The organism is Geodermatophilus africanus (assembly GCF_900107105.1).
Taxonomy (GTDB): domain Bacteria; phylum Actinomycetota; class Actinomycetes; order Mycobacteriales; family Geodermatophilaceae; genus Geodermatophilus; species Geodermatophilus africanus.
In genome coordinates, this window is the sequence record NZ_FNOT01000020.1 from 1 (window position 1) to 18455 (window position 18455).

19 protein-coding genes are annotated in these 18455 nt (G+C 72.3%); 13 read left to right on the top strand and 6 right to left on the bottom strand.

What is annotated here, in order from left to right; genetic code table 11:
- Nucleotides 1-253: hypothetical protein (locus tag BLW63_RS27525; protein ID WP_211517245.1), on the bottom strand; the 253-nt coding region annotated here is incomplete at its 3' end.
- Nucleotides 254-820: 567 nt separating this feature from the next.
- Here BLW63_RS27525 and BLW63_RS22865 point away from each other — a divergent pair.
- The 8 genes from BLW63_RS22865 to BLW63_RS22900 all read left to right on the top strand — a co-directional run bounded on the left by BLW63_RS22865 (nucleotide 821) and on the right by BLW63_RS22900 (nucleotide 10742).
- Complete coding sequence (locus tag BLW63_RS22865; RefSeq protein ID WP_091161432.1) at nucleotides 821-1693, top strand: glycosyltransferase; 873 nt, start codon at nucleotides 821-823, stop codon at nucleotides 1691-1693.
- Nucleotides 1690-3147, top strand: a complete 1458-nt coding sequence (locus BLW63_RS22870; protein WP_244522746.1) for a glycosyltransferase family 4 protein — start codon at nucleotides 1690-1692, stop codon at nucleotides 3145-3147. The genes BLW63_RS22865 and BLW63_RS22870 overlap by 4 nt, the downstream gene beginning before the upstream one ends.
- Nucleotides 3144-4793 (top strand): ArnT family glycosyltransferase, encoded by a 1650-nt coding sequence (locus tag BLW63_RS22875; protein WP_139263733.1) that lies wholly within the window; start codon nucleotides 3144-3146, stop codon nucleotides 4791-4793. Before BLW63_RS22870 ends, BLW63_RS22875 begins: the two co-directional genes overlap by 4 nt.
- 88 nt (nucleotides 4794-4881) lie before the next feature.
- Nucleotides 4882-6222 (top strand): alpha-amylase family protein, encoded by a 1341-nt coding sequence (locus BLW63_RS22880; protein ID WP_139263735.1) that lies wholly within the window; start codon nucleotides 4882-4884, stop codon nucleotides 6220-6222.
- Nucleotides 6219-7397, top strand: coding sequence for a glycosyltransferase family 4 protein (locus tag BLW63_RS22885; protein ID WP_211517246.1), 1179 nt, complete (start codon nucleotides 6219-6221; stop codon nucleotides 7395-7397). Before BLW63_RS22880 ends, BLW63_RS22885 begins: the two co-directional genes overlap by 4 nt.
- Nucleotides 7398-7438: 41 nt before the next feature.
- On the top strand, nucleotides 7439-8500 hold the full coding sequence (locus BLW63_RS22890; RefSeq protein ID WP_170856927.1) for a GNAT family N-acetyltransferase: 1062 nt from the start codon (nucleotides 7439-7441) through the stop codon (nucleotides 8498-8500).
- 107 nt (nucleotides 8501-8607) lie between these two features.
- On the top strand, nucleotides 8608-9939 hold the full coding sequence (locus BLW63_RS22895; protein ID WP_139263737.1) for a polysaccharide biosynthesis protein: 1332 nt from the start codon (nucleotides 8608-8610) through the stop codon (nucleotides 9937-9939).
- Nucleotides 9936-10742 (top strand): PIG-L deacetylase family protein, encoded by an 807-nt coding sequence (locus BLW63_RS22900; RefSeq protein ID WP_211517247.1) that lies wholly within the window; start codon nucleotides 9936-9938, stop codon nucleotides 10740-10742. The genes BLW63_RS22895 and BLW63_RS22900 overlap by 4 nt, the downstream gene beginning before the upstream one ends.
- A gap of 330 nt (nucleotides 10743-11072) precedes the next feature.
- Here the strand turns inward: BLW63_RS22900 and BLW63_RS22905 are convergent, their stop codons facing one another.
- Nucleotides 11073-11690 carry a metal-dependent hydrolase gene (locus BLW63_RS22905; protein ID WP_139263739.1) on the bottom strand — a complete coding sequence of 206 codons (618 nt, stop codon included), beginning with the start codon at nucleotides 11688-11690 and terminating at the stop codon, nucleotides 11073-11075.
- 284 nt (nucleotides 11691-11974) lie between these two features.
- On the opposite strand from BLW63_RS22905, the gene BLW63_RS22910 reads away from it, so the two are divergent.
- Complete coding sequence (locus BLW63_RS22910; protein WP_091161447.1) at nucleotides 11975-12250, top strand: hypothetical protein; 276 nt, start codon at nucleotides 11975-11977, stop codon at nucleotides 12248-12250.
- 35 nt (nucleotides 12251-12285) lie between these two features.
- Here the strand turns inward: BLW63_RS22910 and BLW63_RS22915 are convergent, their stop codons facing one another.
- A complete protein-coding gene (locus tag BLW63_RS22915) occupies nucleotides 12286-12798 on the bottom strand; it encodes a diguanylate cyclase domain-containing protein (RefSeq protein WP_091161449.1) in 513 nt (170 codons plus the stop codon).
- Nucleotides 12799-13071: 273 nt separating this feature from the next.
- On the opposite strand from BLW63_RS22915, the gene BLW63_RS22920 reads away from it, so the two are divergent.
- Nucleotides 13072-14118 (top strand): NAD-dependent epimerase/dehydratase family protein, encoded by a 1047-nt coding sequence (locus BLW63_RS22920; RefSeq protein ID WP_091161451.1) that lies wholly within the window; start codon nucleotides 13072-13074, stop codon nucleotides 14116-14118.
- Nucleotides 14119-14124: 6 nt separating this feature from the next.
- On the opposite strand, the gene BLW63_RS22925 is transcribed toward BLW63_RS22920, so the two are convergent.
- From BLW63_RS22925 to BLW63_RS22935, 3 genes are all read right to left on the bottom strand, one after another.
- A complete protein-coding gene (locus tag BLW63_RS22925) occupies nucleotides 14125-14343 on the bottom strand; it encodes a hypothetical protein (protein ID WP_091161453.1) in 219 nt (72 codons plus the stop codon).
- Nucleotides 14344-14427: 84 nt separating this feature from the next.
- Complete coding sequence (locus BLW63_RS22930) at nucleotides 14428-14736, bottom strand: hypothetical protein (protein WP_139263743.1); 309 nt, start codon at nucleotides 14734-14736, stop codon at nucleotides 14428-14430.
- A 133-nt stretch (nucleotides 14737-14869) separates the two neighbouring features.
- Nucleotides 14870-16042, bottom strand: a complete 1173-nt coding sequence (locus BLW63_RS22935) for a glycoside hydrolase family 3 N-terminal domain-containing protein (protein WP_139263745.1) — start codon at nucleotides 16040-16042, stop codon at nucleotides 14870-14872.
- A gap of 129 nt (nucleotides 16043-16171) precedes the next feature.
- Here BLW63_RS22935 and BLW63_RS22940 point away from each other — a divergent pair, with 129 nt between their 5' ends.
- The 3 genes from BLW63_RS22940 (at nucleotide 16172) to BLW63_RS22950 (ending at nucleotide 18455) form a co-directional block, all read left to right on the top strand.
- Nucleotides 16172-16924 carry a PP2C family protein-serine/threonine phosphatase gene (locus tag BLW63_RS22940; protein WP_091161460.1) on the top strand — a complete coding sequence of 251 codons (753 nt, stop codon included), beginning with the start codon at nucleotides 16172-16174 and terminating at the stop codon, nucleotides 16922-16924.
- A 179-nt stretch (nucleotides 16925-17103) separates the two neighbouring features.
- The gene (locus tag BLW63_RS29085; protein WP_211517254.1) at nucleotides 17104-17610 is read left to right on the top strand and encodes an NAD-dependent epimerase/dehydratase family protein; all 507 of its coding nucleotides are present in this window, start codon (nucleotides 17104-17106) and stop codon (nucleotides 17608-17610) included.
- Between the two features lie 8 nt (nucleotides 17611-17618).
- Complete coding sequence (locus BLW63_RS22950) at nucleotides 17619-18455, top strand: ABC transporter permease (RefSeq protein WP_170856928.1); 837 nt, start codon at nucleotides 17619-17621, stop codon at nucleotides 18453-18455.

Consider the following 18455-nt stretch of genomic DNA (forward strand, 5'->3'; position numbering starts at 1 on the left):
CTGAGGACTGGGACCGCGACCCGCTCGAGCGCTGGCAGCGGAACAGCGACGCCGAGACCGCCCGCGCTGAGGACTGGGACCGCGACCCGCTCGAGGACTTGCAGCGAAACAGCCAAACCACGCAGCCGGAGGCGCGGAGCGTCCCGGCTACGCCGGAGCCGAACGCGCCGAGGCGCGCGCCCGAGCCGTCGTCATCGTCGCCTGTCGGCACGTTGACCGCGCCGGTCGCGACCTCGGCCGTGGACTTGCCCATCCCGCCGTCGGTGCCTGCCACACCCCCGGGCGCCCCCGCAGTCACGGAGGACCGCCGGCTGGCAGAGTCCTCGGTCGGCGGTGCGGCTCGGGTCGGCCAGGCCAGCGTCGTGGACGATGTGCATGCCACCCTGTCTGATACAAGTCCTGTGGCCGCACCAGGTCAGCCCGTTCACCACACCACTCCGCCCACTCCCCTGAGCGCGCCCCCGCCGGGACCGGCCTCACCGGTGGGCACCGGGGGTCACTGCGGGGGATTCGGAACAGTGATCGGCCAGAGCTCCGGCTCGGTAGCGCAACTCGCCGTGCTGCGCGACGTCCGCACCCGCTCCGTAAGCGGGAGCTCCGCCCGCTACTCCTGCGACAACGCCAGCCGGCCCGTCCGAGACGCCGACCGTCCGGGAGTCCGTCCCGACTGACCCCGCACGGCATGTGCCGGGGCGCCGTGCGCCCTCCCTCCTGCATCGCCACGGCGGTCACGACCGCCCATAACGAGCCCGACCCTGAGCCCACCTGCACCAATCCGTTGCGTCGTCACGACCATCTTGCACCTGAGGAAACCGCTCCGATGAGTCAGACAGACAGTTCCGAACGCACGATCCACGTTCCCGCTCAGCGCATCGTCAACCACCCGCTACGGCTCCACCCCGGCCCAGCGTCAGCACAGCGGGCCGCGGCGCCAGCAGCCGTCGTCGGCACCCTCGAAACGGGGCGCTCCGCCGTCGAGCTCGAGGTGGCCATCCCCGCGTTCAACGAGGCTCGCCGCCTGCCGACCACCCTGCAGAGAACCGTCGAGTTCCTACGCCAACAGCCTTGGTCTTCGCGCGTTGTCGTGGTCGACAACGGAAGCTGTGACGACACCGCGGACGTCGTCCGAGCCCTCGCCGACCGCACCGGGAGCCGGGTGCCGGTGGAACTCGTAGGCTGTGCCCGTCCAGGAAAGGGAGCTGCCGTACGGCGCGCCCTGCTGAGCAGCAGGTCCCGGTTCGTGGGCTTCTTCGACGCCGACCTCGCCACGCCGGTGGAAACCCTCGCCGCAGCGATGGTCCACCTCCGGGGCGGCGCGTCGGCTGTGATCGCCTCCCGACACGCGCCCGGGGCGCAGTTCGCCCAGCCGCAGCCTGCGGGGCGGAGGCTCGGTGGAGCCGCGTTTCGCCTTCTGGCGCGGACTCTCGTCAAGGACGTGTGGGACACCCAGTGCGGCTTCAAGTTCTTCGAGCGCGAAGCGGTGACCCATGCCCTGGTCAGCTGCCGGACGACTGGCTTCGCCTTCGATGTCGAACTGCTACGCCAGCTGCAGTGGGACGGTCACCGGATCGTCGAGCTGCCGGTGACCTGGACTGACGCCAGAGGGTCGTCGTTCCGGTGCTGGCACGACGGCATAGCGAGCTTCGGTGACGTGCTGAGCCTGCCGCGCTTCACTGCGGGGTGGACGTCGTGACCGGCACGGTGGCAGGACTCCGGGACGCGCGGATCCTGGTGCTGAACTGGCGAGACATACGGCACCCCCTGGCCGGTGGGGCCGAGCAGTACATGCACGAGATCGGCAGGCGCTGGGTCGGGGCCGGAGCCGCCGTCACGTGGTTCACGGCCGCGGCCGATGGCCAGCCGGCGAGAGACCGGTTGGACGGCATGCGCGTGCTGCGTGCAGGCGGACCGCTGTCGGTGTATGCGCAGACCGCCGTCCGGCTCCTGCGTACCCATGACCACTTCGACGCGGTGGTCGACTGCCAGAACGGTATCCCCTTCTTCGCCCCGCTGTTCGCCGGCAGGGAGGTGCCCGTCGTCCAAGTCGTGCATCACGTGCACCAGGATCAGTTCGCCACCCGGTTCAGCGCCCCGATGGCGGCCGTCGGCCGGCTGCTCGAGGGACCGCTGGCCCGCCGGGTCTATGCGGACCGTCCCGTTGCGGCAGTCTCCCCGTCCACGCGCACCGAGCTGCGCCGACGGCTCAGGTTCACCGGGCCCGTTCACGTGGTGCCGAACGGAACGGTCCCCCCCGCTGTAGCCGGCGGCGGACGGGCCGCCGTGCCCACCGTCGTCGTGGTCAGCCGGCTGGTCCCGCACAAGCGGATCGACCTGCTGCTCGAGCACGTGGCCACGGCCGCCGGACGATTTCCTGGTCTCCGCGTGGAGATCGCGGGGGACGGCCCGGACCGCCGGCGACTGCAGGGTCTTGCCGCCGATCTCGGCCTGCAGTCGACCGTCCGGTTCCACGGCCGCGTGACGGACGAGGTGCGGGACACGCTCCTCGACCAGGCGTGGCTCACCACCTCCACCTCGGTCGCGGAGGGCTGGGGCTGCTCGGTCATCGAGGCTGCCGCCTGGGGTGTGCCCTGCCTGGCACTCCAGGCACCCGGGATCCGCGATTCGGTGCTCGCCGAGGAGACCGGGTGGCTCGTGGACCGGCCGGCCGACTTCGGGGCCGCGCTGGTGGCCGCGATCGAACAGCTCGCCGACCCGGAGCGGGCCCGAACCATCACGAGCGCCTGCCGCGACTGGGCGGCGTGCTTCTCCTGGGACCGCAGCGCCGATCTCCTCGCCAGCGTCGTGCTCTCGGAGATGGGCAGGGTCACTGTCCGCCGGTCCGGCCGGGAACTCGACCGCCGCTCCGCCCGCTCCGACATGGCCGTCCTGGCACGCTTTCGGCGGACGAGCGCGAATGCGGTCCGCGCGGCGGTGCGGGTCACCGACGAGGTGGTCGACGAGGGTGACCTGACGTCGGTCGTGCTGACCGGCTGCGACGAGTTCGACGCGCCGGCTGTGCTGAACCGCATCGGGGCGCGTGGCGTCTCGCTGCGGCTCGTCGACCGCCGGTTGCTGCTCGCCGGCCCGACCGGGTCCAGGCTCCCCCGCGTCGACATCCCTCCCGTGGGCACCGGGAGAATCGCGTGACCCTTGCCGCAGACCTTCGCGCGCGCGCCGCCGGGGGACCCGCCCTGCGGGTCCCCCGGGCCCTGGTGGCCGTGCGCGACGGCTGGGTCAATCACTCCTCGCCCGTCGTCCTCGCTGCGGCCGTGGCCGGCGTCGCCCTGGGTGTCCGCTCATTCGGGCTGGTCCACGGCTTCGAGCTGTGGGTCGACGAGATGCTGTACGCCGACCTCGGTGCGTCGGCGGGCCGGGGTGAGATGCCCCGGCTCGCCGACGGCCCCTTCTTCCTCCATCCACCAGGCTTCTTCCTCATCGCGGGCGCCGTCATCCGGGTCCTGGGGCTGGAGACCGCCGACAGCATGACGCTCGTCTACGACCTCCGGTGGCTCACCGCCGTCCTCGGCGCGCTGACGGTCGCTCTCGCCTTCCTGCTGATCCGTCGGATCGCCGGGACGGCACCGGCGCTCTGGGTTGCGGCTGTCCTGGTCGTGGAGCCGTTCGTGCTGCGAAACAACAGCCGTGTGTTCCTCGAGACATCGGCCTGCCTGTTCGTCATCGCGGGCCTGCTCGTCGTCATCGACTACCTGGCCGGACCCGAGCGCGGTCGGTGGTTCCTCCGTCTGCTGGGGGGTGGCGTCCTCGCCGGCTACGGCGTCATGACCAAGGACGTGCTCGTCGTGTTCGCCGTGCTGCCGGTCTTGGTTGCGGTGCTGTGGAGACACACGCTCCGCCTCCGGGAGGCCGCCGTCTTCCTGGTCGGCTCCGCGCTGCCGTACACCCTCTACCTGTCGGTGCTGTGGCTGACCGGATACCTGGGGAACTGGATTGAGGCCAAGCAACAGGGGTTGGCCCGGCTCTCGGGTGAACCCCAGATCAGTGGCTTCAACGCCCCCAACGCGCCCAGCCTGGTCAGCCGGCTCATCGAGGAGGCGCAGCAGTACGCAACCAGCTACGTGCTCCTGGCGATCTGCCCACTGGCCGGCCTGATCGCCGCGTTCAGCCGTCATCCGGGGCGCCGGCTGGTCGGCCTCGCCGCCATGATCATGGGGATGCTCGGGCTGTACCTGGCAGCCTTCGGCACCCTCGAGGAGCAGTTCGGCTACCCGGTCGTGCTGGCGTCGGTCATGGCGATCGCTATCGCCCCCGTCGAGCTGGCCTGCCGGTGGCCGGTGCTCCGTCGACCCGCCACGGTGCTGATGTCGCTGTTCCTCGCTGCGGCCGTCTTCATGGGCCTGCGGCTGGAACTGGCCGACGACGACGGCTTCCTGCAGTACGACAGGTGGGCCGCCGAGGAGCTCCCGGCCGGAGCCCGTGTCGGCGTCACCAACGACACGTCGGCCCGCGCGTTCGGCCTCGATCCGCGGTACGGGCTCTGGACCACCGCCCCGCTGTTGCACGAGAACGGCGCCCAGTACGTGCTGACGGTGAGCCATCCGATCGAGCAGGGCTATGCGATGGCCCATCCCGAATTGCTGTCCTGGCTGGAACGCCACGCGACGGTGCTGTTTCTCGACAGGGGAGAGACCAATGGGGAAACACTCCTGTGGTTCATCGACCGGGAGACATTGGAGAGAGGTGCCGCGGACGGCGTGGGCGGCCCTCCGCCGGAGGCGCTCGACGCCGGCACCGGTGGTCAGCACACCAGCGGGAGCCACGATGGCGGTCCCTGAGGTGGCTATCGACGCCGCACGACCCGCCCGACGTCGGTTCCGGAGGCGAGCTCTGGCCGCCGGACTCGCGCTCCTGGCCGCCACTACCGTGCTCGTCACGGCGACGCGATCGCAGAGCGCCATGGACGACGGTCCCGGGCTCAACTTCGGTGTCCTGGGGTCCACGTGCGACCCGGACCGGGTCGCGGCACTGCGCGCGTCCGGCGTGCGGTACGCCGAGGTCGAGCTGACGTGGGGCGCGTTCGAGCCTGCTCCCGGTCGGTATGACCGGGTCTATCAGGATCGGGTGCGTCAGATGCTGGACACGTGCGCTCAAGCCGGTCTCAGCGTGGTCCTGACCCTCGGCCTGCACGCGGCGCCGCCCTGGGTGGGGGAGCTCGCCGCGGGCACGTACCGGGACCAAGCCGGCGGGCTCGGGCCCGCTGACGTCCCGAACGTGGTCTTCAGCGCCGCAGTCCGTGACGCTGTCAGGGGATACCTGGCCGAACTCGACCGCGTCGTGCTGCTCAACTCGGTCGCGGCGATCCGCGTCGGTACGGGGTACAACGGCGAACTCGGCTACCCGACGGAGAGTACGAGCCCCGCGACAGCCCGTCCGTTCTGGGCGTTCGACGAGGCTGCCCAGACCGGCGCCGGGCTCGCCGAGGACGTCTCGGTCAGTCCCATGCCGGGATGGACGCCGGGTTCACCGACCTGGAACGGTAGGGACGTCCGACCCGAGGACGTCCGCACCTGGTTCCGCTGGTACTCGCAGTCGGTGGCGGACGCGGTGATCTGGCTGGCACAGACACTTCGCGACCAGGGCTTCGAGCGGGACATCCACCTGCCGCTGGCCGGGCGGGGCGCTCTGCCTCGGGACCTCACCGCAGCCGTGGCCGCCCGGCTCGACGGCAGGACCATGGCCACGGATGACGGCAGCCTCGAGGCCGGCCTGTACTACCCCGAGCAGCTGCATCACATCGCACAGCGGCTGGCACAGTCCCAGAGCCCTCGGCAGGGTGCGGTGCTTGCCGACACCGCCAGCGTGGACGACGCCACGGCGGTGACGGCCCGCCGACGGTCCCCGGCCGAGGACAGCTGCCGCCCTGAGGACAGCGACCGCGACCTGGAGAGCGATCCCGAGGTGGTGCGCTGGTCCTCGTTCCGCTGGACGATCGCCAACGCCCGGAGCGCTGGCCTGGACGTGATCGGGGAGAACCCTGGGTCACCGGACACGCCGCGGACCGGGGGCAACGCCCTGACCGACAGCCTTGCCGAGCAGATGCTGCAGGCGCCCCAGTACGCCCGCGACTGCGGGCTGTCACTCCTGATGTGGGCCTTCGAGGACGACCTGTGCAGCGCCCCAGCCACTCTGGGCATGTTCGCCACCCAGATCCGCGCCGTCAAAGACGACCCGAGCGGGATCTCGGTCGAGGAGAGCTGCGCATGACCGGGCGGGCCCTGCACCCCGCCCCGCTGCGCGTCCTGCACCTGGGGTTCGAGGACCCGGTCATGCCCGGCGCTGGTGGCGGCTCCGTCCGGACCCAGGAGATCAACCGACGGCTGGCTGACACCGGCATGGAGGTCACCGTCCTCACCACCCGCTACCCCGGCTGTGTCGACGATGTGCGAGGCGGGGTGCGGTACGAGCACGTAGGGATCGGTAAGGGCGCCAACCGGCTCACCCGCCTGCTCGGCTACGTGGCGCTGCTGCCTGGCGCCGTCTGGGCTCACCAGGACGCCGACGTCATCATCGAGGACTCCCTGCCGCCGTTCTCCAGCATGGCGGTCCCGCTCTGGACCCGCCGGCCGGTGATCGGCATGGTCCAGTGGTTGCACGCCCGGGAGAAGGCGCGCCAGTACAAGCTGCCGTTCCACCTCATCGAGCGCGCGGCGGTGCGCTCCCATCGCCGGCTCATCACCGTCTCGCAGGGCATCGCCGAGCGGGTGTCGGCCATGAACCCCACTGCCGAGGTCGAGGTGATCGGCAACGGGGTCGACCCCGCCCTGTTCGCGCGGCCGACTCAGCTCGGCCGAGACGTCCTGTGCCTGGGGCGCCTCGAACTCGAGGGCAAGGGCCTGGGCATGTTGCTGCAGGCCTGGGCGGCGGCCGAGAGCCGGATCGACGGGGACCTCGTCATCGCCGGCGTGGGACCCGACGAGGACCGCGTCCGGCAGCTCGCCCGGCGCCTGGGCATCGAGCACCGCGTCCGGTTCGTCGGCTGGGTGGCGGGAGAGCCGAAGGCCGCATTGCTGGCGGGAAGCCGCCTGGTGGTGGTGCCGTCACGGGCCGAGACCTTCGGCATCGTGGCCGTCGAGGCGTTGGCCACGGCCACGCCTGTCGTGGCCTTCGACATCCCGTGCCTCCGCGAGGTCGTGCCACGGGCCTGTGGCCGCCTGGTGCCGCCCTTCGACGTCGCGGCCATGGCAGACGAGCTCGCCGACCTGTACGCCGCTCCGGATCGGGTGCTCGCCCTCGGTGCGGCCGGCCGTGCCTTCGCTACTCGGTTCGACTGGGACGACCTGGCCCGCCGGCAGGCGGACGCCTACCTCTCAGCTGTCGGCCGTTCCCGTTCCCAGCCCTCTGCTCCGTCCGCCCCGTCCCGCTCGGAGACACGCAGATGACCAGGACCACTCGTATCCCCCCAGCCGTCGACCTCCGGGACGTGCGCGTCGTCTCGCCGGCGCCACGCTCCGCGTGGCGCGAGGTACTGGACGCCGACCCCTTCGCCCTGCCGACCCAAACGCCCGAGTGGACGGACTGGTTGTGTCGCACACGCCGCCACACCGATGCCAGCCGGCTGTACGAGTTCCCGCACGGGCGCCGCATGGTCCTGCCCCTGCTCAGCCGCACGTGGGCCGGCGTCAGGGTCGCTGAGGAGTCGATGCCGCACGGTATGGGCAACGGCGGGGTGCTGGTCCCGGGGGGAAAGCCGTCCTCTGCTGAGGCCGAGGCCGTCCTCGCCGACCTGGCCCGGCGCCCCCTGGTACGCGTTTCGCTGAGCCCGAATCCCCTGGTGGCACCGACCTGGGCGGCGGTCGCACCGGAGGGCGCGCTGCGGGTTCCCCTCCTCGGACACGTCCTGGACCTGGAAGGCGGCTTCGAGAGGGTGTGGTCCATCCGGTTCCACAAGGTCGCCCGGAAGAACATCCGTTCCGGGCAGAAGCACGGTCTCGAGATCCGCACGGATGTGGACGACCGGGCAGTGGCGGACTTCACCGAACTCAACCGCCGATCGGTGGACCGGTGGGCGCAGCAGCGCCAGCAGCCGCGCTGGCTGGCGCGCCTGGTCGAGCAACGGCGGGACCGCGCTCACCAGTTGGCCTCCGCCGTTCGACTGCTGCGGCCCATGCTGCGCGTGTGGACGGCGCACCTGGAGGGTGAGCCCGTGGCCGTGAACGTCTTCCTGACGTCCGGCGAGCACGTCGTCTCCTGGATGTCGGCAATCGATAAGGATCGGGCCCAGCGCACGAACGCCGGCGCACTGCTCAAGTCGCTGGCCATCGAGGACGCCTGCCGCGGAGACGCCCGCTGGTTCCACTTCGGCGACTCGGACCCGGGTTCCGGAGTGGCGAAATTCAAGGAGTGGCTCGGCGCCGCCCCCCTTTCCTACGAGGTGCTCCGCTTCGAACGCCTTCCCGTGACCGCCGCCGATCAGGGCCTGCACGCCGCAGCCGGCCGGGTGCTGGCCCTGCGTCACCGGCGTCCGGACGGGGAACGGCCATGAGCGCAGGGGCGACCCCGGTCGGTGCGGTCGCTGCCGGAGACGACCGTTCGTCGACCCCCGCGAACGGCAGCCTCGTCACCCGGCAGGGACCTGTGGTGTCGGCGGCCATGGGGACAGTGGCAGTCCTCAGCTACGGCGGCTCGCTGCTGCTCGCCCACCTCCTCGACGCGCGTTCGTTCAGCGATTACGCAGCGGCCGCTACGCTGCTCGGTACCGTCGGGGTCTTCGCCTCGGCACTGATCCCGCTGCCCCTCATGCACGTGATCAGTGGGCACCCCCGCCGCTCGGAGGAGCGGTATCGCGGCATGGCGTTCGCCTGGTCGATCGCGGCAGCAGCCGGCGCAGTCGCCGCCCTGGTGACGGGGTTGATCACGGCGACGTTCGCACCGCCGACAGTGGTGGTCGCGGTCGTGGCTTCGGCTCTGGTCCTCTTCGCGTGCAGCCCGGTGTGGGCCTGGCTGCACGGGGAACTGCGCTTCGTCCGCGTTGCGGTCATGACCTTCTCCGAGGTGGCCACGCGCGTGCTCGTCAGCGTCAGCGTGGTCCTCCTGGGCCTCGGGGCAGGTGGCGCGCTGACCGGCTTCGCAGTGGGGGTCGCGATCGTGCTGCTCGCCGCACCGAGCGCGATGCGCCGTGACCTGGCCTGGCGGCCACAGGTCCTCCTGGAGCGTCGGCGGTGGACCGAGACGGGGGACATCGCGCTCACCCAGTTGATCTCCTCGTCCTTGATCGGCGCCGACGTCGTCCTGATCGCCGCGCTCCACGCACCCCCCCTGGAAAGCGCCGGCTACCAGGCGCTGTCGACCCTGTCCAAGGCCCCTGTCTTCATCGCCGCCGGCGCGGTCGCCGTGGCCTTCCCACTGCTCCGCGGCCCCGCCCCGGACGTCCCCGGCATCCTCAGGGCGACGCTGCGCTCCTTCGCGCTCCTTGCCTTCTCCGCCGCCGCCGTGGTCGCCACGGTGCCGCGCGAGGTGATGCTCTTCGTCTTCCCGGAGCGCTACGCCGCCTCGCTGCGGCTGATGCCGGTCCTCGCTACGGCCGGGGTCGGCTTCGCCTCCGTCACGATGTTCACCACCGTCCTGCTGGCCCTGCACGCGTACCGACGAGCCCAGGTGTCCCTGCTGGTCGCCGCGGGACTGCTGACCACGGGCACCCTCCTCGGCTGGCGTATGGCGGCGGTACCCGGTCTGGCCGTCGGTGTCGCCCTCGGAGCGCTCGCCGCGGCCGGCGTGGTCTGGACCGCCGCAGGCCCCCTGCTGCCCGCAGGCACGCTCCGCCGGGCGCTGCTCGGCCTCGCGGTCGCCGTGGCCCTGACAGCGGCGCTGGCCGCGGCTCGGACACTGCCGGCCCTGTGGTGTCTCTGCGTCGCCCTCGTCGCAGTGGTGCTCCTTCGTGAGTTGCGCCGGGACAGGCCCGTCGCGGCGAGGGTCGCGTCATGAGTGATCAGCTCCGCGCCCTGATGGAGGATGCCGAGGCAGAGGGTCGGGGACTCCTCTTCTTGTCTCCCCACCTCGACGACGCGGTCCTGTCCTGCGGAGCGCTGCTCAGCACGCTCGGCAGGCGGCTGCCGATCACCGTGGCGACGGTCTTCTCCGCCGCTGCCCCGCCGCCGCACACCCGTGCCGCGTGCACCTATCTGCGCCAGTGCGCGGCGACGGGCGCGCTGGACCTGTACGACGAACGGCGCCGCGAGGACATCGAGGTCCTCGCCGGCCTGGGCGTCGAGCACGTCCACCTGGGGATCACCGACGCCCTCTTCCGCCAACGGCAGGTGGGTCGGACGCTGACCCGGATCGGCCGCGTCGTTCCCGAGGTCGTGCACCGGTACCCCACCTTCCGGCTGGACATCGACCGGGGGCGCGTCTCACGCGGCGACCGGGCGCTGCTCGAACTCCTCCACCACGAGGTGCGGACCCTGGCCGAGCGGATCGATGCCGCAGTCGTCTTGAGTCCTGTGGGGGTGGGCCGGCACGTCGACCACTTGCTGACGAGGAGCCTCGGCGAGCGGCACCGCACCCGCGTCCACTACTCCGACTTTCCGTACGACAGGAGGCATGAACCGGACCCGACCTATCTCTCGGCGCACCGGCTGACGCGCATCACGTGGGACGAGGGCATCCACCGTCGACCGGATCTGATCCGCGCTTACCGCACCCAAGCGGACGCCTTGTTCCCGACCGGCGACATCCCGGCGACGCCGGAGACGTACTACCTGCCGCCGTGGAGGGCCGCCGCCAGTTGACTGCAGACTCAGCCGCACGATGAGCGGGCGGTGATGGTGCCGGTGCAGCGCAACGGCGGTGGCACGGCTTGAGGAGCCTGGAAGGGCGCGGCCGCCTCCCGGCTGGGAGTGCAGGAACCTGGAGCGGCGCCGGGCGCCGACCGGTGCGGAGCACCGGTGATCCGCCGAGCCCGTCCTACCGTGGGCCTCCACCAGCGAGGCGTCGAGGTCGGTCAGGCGCACTCACCCGCTGGAGCATGGCCCCGTGGCGTGAGGGTGTGTGGCCGGGGCGCAGCCGCGGTGTCGTGCGCTGTCGAACGCCCGGTCCCGTTCCACTCGACACGGGTGCTTTCACGGCGGCGGCCGGCCCTGATCCGATGTCTGCGGCCGCGACTCCGACGTCTGCAGGCTCGACGCCTGGACCGGTTGCATCTCCGTGCGGGGACGGCTGCGGTAAGCGGCCACCAGTGCCAGGACGGCGACCGCGATCAGGTAGGCCTGATAGGGGGCCAGGATGGCCGTGTGGCTCGCCGGCCAGAGGAGGGGGAGGCCCGGACCGGTGGCCACGTCCCGGACGAAGTGCAGGAGCACCCCGATCGCCGCGCCGAGCGCCCACCGCGTTGCCCGGCCGGCCAGGCCTATCGCCACCAGCAGGACGGCCAGAGCGAGGCTGTGCGTGGGTGGCCGCCCCCCGTTCACGGTGAAGCCGCCGTCGCTCAGATACATCGGGACGTGGTCGACGTCGATCACCACGGATGCCGCCAGTGCCGTCGCCCACAGCCACGGCGGCGTGCTGCGGGGCGCCAGTGCCCGGAGTGCGAGCCAGGCCGTGGCGAGGTGCGCGGGTCCATCGAGCAGCCCGACGACCGGTAGCGGCCATAACCGAGATCTCAACACCACGTCGATCAGGGCGATGGCGACGGCGACGACCGGCGGTAGCAGCCAGGCGCATGGCCGGGTTCGGAACATGCGCGGCACGTCTCCGGTCCCTCCTGCTCGGTCCGGCAGCGGCGACGGACACACCGTGCGGTCTGGTCAGGTTGGCGGGAGGAAGGACTAGACGCAACCGCTCGGTGCCCCTGCTCCGGTTCGGCACTCCACCTCCAGCGGTCGAGGAAGCGGGGTCGTTGCAGGAGCAGTCGTCGGGAGCGGCACTTCATCCGGCAGGGACGTGGCCGGCGGGCGGGGAGCCGCGACTCGGCGCACGCTGAGCGGGTGCGTCCGGCGCGGGCGGCAACGGCGAAGGAGGAGACGTGGGGGTCTTCGTCTTCGCGGTGCCGGTGCTGCTGGTCGTCGTCCTCGGTTACGTGATCGGCTATGCGGTGTGGGAGGCGACCGGGGCGCCGGGCAACCCCGAGGTGTTCGGCTGGCTGACCGGGTTCGCGCTGCTCGCGGCGGTGTCGTGGGTGCTGGTGTCGCGGCGCGCCCGGCTCAGGCGGGCGCTGCGGCGGGCCCGCGCGCGGGGGGACGACGCGGAGTCCACACGGCTGCGGGCGGAGCTGGCCCGATGGCGGCGGGGGAGGAGCTGAGACGGGCGTCCACGGCGTCGGGGACGCCCGTCGGCTCAGCGGGTCCCGGAGTGGCGGATGACCCGGCCGGCGCCCTGCGAGCGAGCGGTCTGCAGGGACAGGACGGCGCGGCGCAGCGTCTCGGCGGCGGTGGTGCCCTCCTCGAGCGCGGTGACGCCGGCGCAGGCGCCCAGACCCGGGATGTCGAGCTCGGTGATCGCGCCGACGATGCGGGCGGCGGCGGCCTCGGCGTCCGCGGCGGTGCCGCGCAGCAGGACGGCGAACTCGTCGGGGCCCGAGCGGCCCAGCCAGTCGTCGCCGCGCAGCGAGCGAGCCACGACCGAGGTGGCGGCGGCGAGGCTGCCGGGGGCGGTCGATCCGGTCTCGTGGCGCCGGATCAGGCCGAGCACGATCAGTGCCCCGGGGACTGTGGGCACGACGGCCAGGCGCTCGGCGAGGTGGGCCGAGACCGAGTTGGGGCCGGGCAGCAGACTGGTGACGTCGTCCTCCGGCGGGAGCAGGGAGGAGACCGGCAGCGAGACCGAGAACGGATTGTGCGCGATGGGCATGACCGTGTGATCGGATTCTCTCCCGCCCTGCTGGAGGCGTCCCACCCCTCGGGGTGACATGGGCCCCGCCCCATCACCCCTCGTGGCTGGGCCGTCGCCGGGCAGGGACCTCCGTCCCGGGCGGGCGGCACGCCGGGGCCCGACGACGACACGCCCGGTCAGCACACGCGGACGCCACCCCCGTGGCGCGGACCGGACGGTTCCGTCGCGTCTGCCCCGCCCCTAGCCTCCGTCGGCCAACGGGCGCGGACGTCGCGCCGAGGAGGTGGGGGCGTGCGGGGGACCGACCCGGACGGTGTGGACGACGGTCGGTTGCGTGGCATGCCGGTGCTCGTCACCGGCGGCACGGGCTTCCTCGGGGCCGCGCTGGTGCCTCGACTGCTGCGCGCCGGGTGCCGCGTCGCCGTCGTGGGTGCCGACCCGGGGTGGCGTGAGCCGGTGCGGCGGGCGATCCGCGAGGGCGTCGTCGAGCTGGTGCAGGAGCCGGAGTGGTGGCGGCCCGAGGCGGCCCGGCGGGTGGCGCGCCGGGCGGCGGGCACCGAGCAGCTGGTGCACCTGGACCCGGTCCCGGTGCCCCGGGGGGAGCGGACGGCGACCGGCACCGCGCGGCACCACGTGGCGGTGGGCGTGGCCGGCACCCTGGAGCTGCTCGCGGCGCTCGGGGACGGGCTGGGGCACGTCGTCCTCGGCAGCTCGGTGGAGGTCTACGGGCGCGCGCCGGAGACCCCGGTGGACGAGTCGATGCGGCCGACGCCGGAGGACTCCGCTGCCGCGGCGCGGCTGGCGCTGGAGGACCAGCTGCGGGTGGTCGCCGCAGCAGGCGGTCCGGAGGCCACGGTGCTGCGCTTCACGACGCTCTACGGGCCCGGGGAGACCATGCCGTGGGCGGTGCCGACGTTCATCCGGGCCGGGCTGGCCGGGCATCCGGCGACGATCGCCGGGGACGGGCTGGAACTGCGCGACTACCTGCACGTGGAGGACGCCGCGGATCTGGTCCTGCGCGCGGTGGCCCGGCCGCCGGCGGTGTCGCCGGACGGCGACCGGTTCCGGCTGGTCAACGCCGGCAGCGGGACGGCGGAGCGCACCGTGGCGCTGGCGCAGCGGGTGCGGCAGGCAGTGGCCGCCCAGCGCGGTCAGCTGCCCCCGCCGCCGCGGCACGTCGGCGCGCGGCGGGCCGGGACCGTGCTGTGCCGCACCGAGCGGGCCCGCGAGCTGCTCGGGTTCCGGCCGACCGTGGACCTGGACAGGGGGCTGGCCGAGGAGGTGGCCTGGTTCGCCCGGCTGGCGGAGTCCTGGCCGGAGATGGACGCCGCCAGCTGACCCAGATCAGTTCCGGCCGCGTGTTCCCATGAACAGGAGACCGGCCTCGGACAGCAGCGCGATCGCCCAGCCCGTCGTGATGAAGAGGTCGCCCTCGTGGATGCCGCGGTCCTCGCTGAGCTGGACGAGAACGGCGCCGTCGTTGACGTACTCCCCGGTCAGCAGGAGGAAGGCGAAGGCCGACACGATCCCCGCGATGACGATTGCCAAGAGCCAGCGGAGCACACCTCGACGGTAGCCGGGGCGGCGCACGTCCCCGTCGATGACCGCCCACTCACCGTTGCCGGGCAGACGAGGCTCCCGTCTCCCTCACCGACCCGGGCCCCAGGGCCGCGATCCGTCGTGGCGCTGCGGACCCACCCCCTGGGCGCGGCGGTCCCGCAGGGCGTCCGACGAGATGCGGAGGGTCCGGCGATAGGCCAGCGTGGTGAGTTGAGGCGAGCCGGAGCGCCGCCGCACCTGCTCGAGGGCCTCGAAGGCGACCGACCGGGCGGCACGGCGGTCACCGTGCTCCTGCCGGAGGCGGACCTCCAGGGACACGGCCGCCGCGTACTCCGGCGTCTCGAACCGCCGCCACTCCCGCCGCGCCGCACCGCGTGCCCTCCCGAAGCCGATCACGACTGCGAGGGTGCGGCCGCCGACCACGACTCCGGAGCCGGTGGCACTGCATGGTCACCTCAACGGCTGGGCCGCTCACCGGGACGGAGGACGTGCGTGTGACGCCGGCTCGGACGGTCGGTAACGCCGTCCCTCACGGGTTTCCCAGCAGCCCCGCGCGGGCCTTGGCCGTGAGCGCCGTGCGGACCGCCTCGTCGACCTCGGCCGCGAACGCGGGGTCGGCCTCGGCGCGGGCCACGACGGCGTCGACCATCTCGTCCACCGCGCCGGCGTCCATGGTGAGCATGAGGGTGCCGCCGGCCTCGATGAAGCGGACCGCCCGCTCGGTGATCGGGGTGTCCTGCACGGCCTGGGCGGCGCCGATGTCGTCGGATATCACCACCCCGTCGAAGCCGAGCTGCCCGCGGAGCAGGTCGTCGACGACGACGGGGGAGAAGACGGCCGGCGTGCCGGGGTCGATATGCGTGTAGGTGGCCGACGACATCATCACGAAGGGCTCGGCGTCCGAGCCGGCGAGCGCGCCGAAGGCGGCGACCTGCTCGTCCTCGCGGGTGGTGACGTCGTCGGTGACGTCCCGGCTCTCGTCGGGGTTCTCCGCCACCCGGCCCAGGCCGGGGAAGTGCTTGAGCGTGGGCGTGACCCCGTGCGCGGCCAGGCCGTCGGCCACCGCGCCGGCCGCACGGACGACGTCCTCCGCGGTGCTGCCGTACTGGCGGTCCCAGGCGCCGATGGGCGCGTTGGCGTCCTCGGTGCCCGCGGGGACGACGTCGACGACCGGCGCCAGGTTGAGGTTGATGCCCGCACCGCCCAGCGACGCGCCCACGTCGTCGGCGAGCGCCGCCAGCTCCTCGTCCGACATGGCGCCCTGGTGGGCGGCCGGGGGGAGGTCGGCGAAGCCCGGGCCGGAGAGCGTCTGCACGGCACCGCCCTCCTGGTCGACGCCGATCCACGGACGCGGCCCGGGGGCCGACTCCGCCCACCGTGCGGTCTCCGTGGCCAGCTCGTCGGCGGGGGTGCTGCTGCGGCCCTGGAGGAAGACACCACCCATGCCCTCTGCGACGAAGTCGTCGGCGGGGGAGAGGTCGGTGAGCGCGACCCCGACGACGATCAGCTGGGCGACCTGCTCGCGGCGGTCCAGCTCGGCGAGGACGGCGTCGACCGGGTCGATCTCGGCGCTCGAGCTGGGCGAGGGAGTGGCGCTGGACGTGCTGGACGCCGTTCCGGCGCCGCCGGTCGGCTGGGCGCAGGCGGTGGGGAGCAGGCAGAGCAGGGAGCCGACGACGGCTCCGAGACGGGGAGAGCGCATCGCCACCCATTCTGCGTCGGGTGCGGTCGCCGGTGGGCGTCCTGCCGGCGTGTCGCCGACCACCTACGCTCAGCCCACCTCGTCTTCCCCGCGGGGCGTCCTGTCGTCGATGCGTGTTGTGGAGCGTGGATGCCGCCGGTCGAGCTGACGTGGGGAGCGGCCACCGCCGTGGGCCAGCGGGAGGACAACCAGGACAGGTACCTGGCCGCCCCGCCGGTGTTCGCGGTCGCCGACGGGATGGGGGGCCACGCCGGTGGAGCAGCCGCTGCCGAGGCGGTCGTCGAGGCGCTGCGGTCCCTGACCTCCGGTGGGACGACGACCGTCGAGGCCATCCGGCTGGCGCTGCAGCGGGCCGACGGCGAGATCCGCGGCTTCCGTGGGCCGGACAAGGCCGGCGCCGGGACGACGGTGGCGGGTGTCGCGCTGGTGGACGAGGGCGAGGGGCCGCAGTGGGCGGTGTTCCACGTCGGCGACTCGCGCGTGTACCGCTGGCACGAGGGCTGTCTGGAGCCGGTCACCAGGGACCACTCAGTCGTTCAGGAGCTCCTGGACGCCGGCTACATCTCCGACGAGAGCGCCGCCACGCACCCGCAGCGGCACATCATCACCCGCGCGCTCGGTGTCGGCCCCCGTCCCGACGCCGACGTCGTCCTGTACCCCGTCGTGCCGGGCGACCGCTATCTCGCCTGCTCCGACGGACTGACAGGCGAGTTGGCCGACGACCGGATCGCGCAGCTGCTCCTAGCCGGTGGTGATGCGCAGCAGGTCGTCATGACGCTCACGGCTGAGGCCGAGAGCGTGGGCGCGCGCGACAACGTGACTGTCGTCGCGGTGGACGTGAGTCACCCCGGCACGTCGACCGGTGAGACCGCACCGCGCTGACGAGGGTCGGCCGTACAGGGCGTGTCCGTCGAGGAGTTGCTCGCTGACCGTGGCGAACAGGGCCTGATCGCCGGTGAACGGCACCCAGAACGTGCAGGCTGCCAGGAGGAGCGCGACCCAAGCCGGGACCGTCAACGCCAGGCCGCTGAGCCGGGGAGGACGCCCGGTGCGGACCGTCTCTGACCTGCGCACCGGCGGAGACTGTCACTGCTCCGGGACGCCCACCACTCGGCCCAGCTCACTGCCGTGAGCCGAACGACGGCCGAGCCATCAGCACGTTCATCCGGCAGGCCCTCACTGGCCGGCCCCTGCCCGCTGGCGACGGTAACCAGACGCGGTCGGTCTGCTACGTCGACGACCTGGTCGAAGGTGTGTCAGCTGACGCGCTCCGACGACCCCGGTCCGATCAGCATCGGCATTCCGGTGGAGATGTCGGTGCTCGATCTTGCGCGCCAGTGCTAGAGGTGACCGGGTCGTCGTCCTCGACCAAGTCCATCCCACGTCCGCAGGACGACCCGCACGTGCGACAGCCCGACGTCGCGCTGGCCCGCAAGGTCCTCGGGTGGAAGCCCGACGGGAACATCGCCGACGGGCCGGCTCGAACGGTGGAGTGGTTCGCGAGCGGGCTCCAACCGGTGGCGTTCGAGTGCGCGACCACAGGTCAGTGGCCGCTTCACGGGTCATGATGGCTGCCGTGCAACCGGCGGGGCTGACAGAGAGATGGACGGAGAACACCGTCACGGGCGTGTCCCGTGGACGACCCTGGACTGCGTTGTGGCAAGCCCGTGAGCTGATCGGCTACTTAGCCCTGCGAGATCTGCGCTTGCGCTATCGCCAAGCGGTCCTGGGCGTGATTTGGGTGCTGGCACAGCCGATCGCCAGCGTCGCGATCTTCACGGTCGTCTTCAGTCGCCTGGCGGGTGTCGGGAGCGAGGGGGTGCCCTATCCCCTCTTCGCGCTCGTCGGCATGGTGACGTGGACCTACTTCTCCGGCACCGTTGCCTCGGCCAGTACCGTGTTGGTCAACAACGCGAGCCTTGTCACGAAGGTCTACTTCCCACGGATGGCTGCCCCGGCCGCATCCCTCCTCCCGCCAGGGATCGACCTCGTCATGTCGTTGGTCCTCGTCGGTGCGTTGGCCGCATGGTTCGGGGTTTTCTCGGGAGTTCGTCTCCTCGCGGCCCCATTCTGGTTGCTTCTCTTGCTCGTCTCGGCCTTCGGTGTCTCGTTGTGGTTGGCGGCGCTCAACGTCCGCTACAGAGACATCCAGCACGCGGTCGCGCCAGTCCTCCAGTTGTGGCTCTTCGCCAGCCCGGTTGCGTATCCGGCGACCCTCCTGAGCGGCTGGAAGGAATTGGTCTACGCAGTGAACCCGATGGTCGGCGTCATCGGCCTGGGACGCTGGGCGCTGCTCGGGACGCCGTGGCCCGGGTGGTCGCTGATGGTCTCCGCCGGGTCGGCCGCTCTCGTCCTGATCTCCGGGCTCGTCTACTTCAGCCGCGCCCAGCGATCCTTCGCCGATGTGATCTGA

Bases quoted from the DNA above. Each gene is read 5' to 3' on its own strand.
- BLW63_RS22865 (WP_091161432.1), top strand. From the start codon at position 821: ATGAGTCAGACAGACAGTTCCGAACGCACGATCCACGTTCCCGCTCAG.
- BLW63_RS22885 (WP_211517246.1), top strand. From the start codon at position 6,219: ATGACCGGGCGGGCCCTGCACCCCGCCCCGCTGCGCGTCCTGCACCTG.
- BLW63_RS22895 (WP_139263737.1), top strand. From the start codon at position 8,608: ATGGGGACAGTGGCAGTCCTCAGCTACGGCGGCTCGCTGCTGCTCGCC.
- BLW63_RS22900 (WP_211517247.1), top strand. From the start codon at position 9,936: ATGAGTGATCAGCTCCGCGCCCTGATGGAGGATGCCGAGGCAGAGGGT.
- BLW63_RS22905 (WP_139263739.1), bottom strand. From the start codon at position 11,690: ATGTTCCGAACCCGGCCATGCGCCTGGCTGCTACCGCCGGTCGTCGCC.
- BLW63_RS22915 (WP_091161449.1), bottom strand. From the start codon at position 12,798: ATGCCCATCGCGCACAATCCGTTCTCGGTCTCGCTGCCGGTCTCCTCC.
- BLW63_RS22935 (WP_139263745.1), bottom strand. From the start codon at position 16,042: ATGCGCTCTCCCCGTCTCGGAGCCGTCGTCGGCTCCCTGCTCTGCCTG.
- BLW63_RS22940 (WP_091161460.1), top strand. From the start codon at position 16,172: ATGCCGCCGGTCGAGCTGACGTGGGGAGCGGCCACCGCCGTGGGCCAG.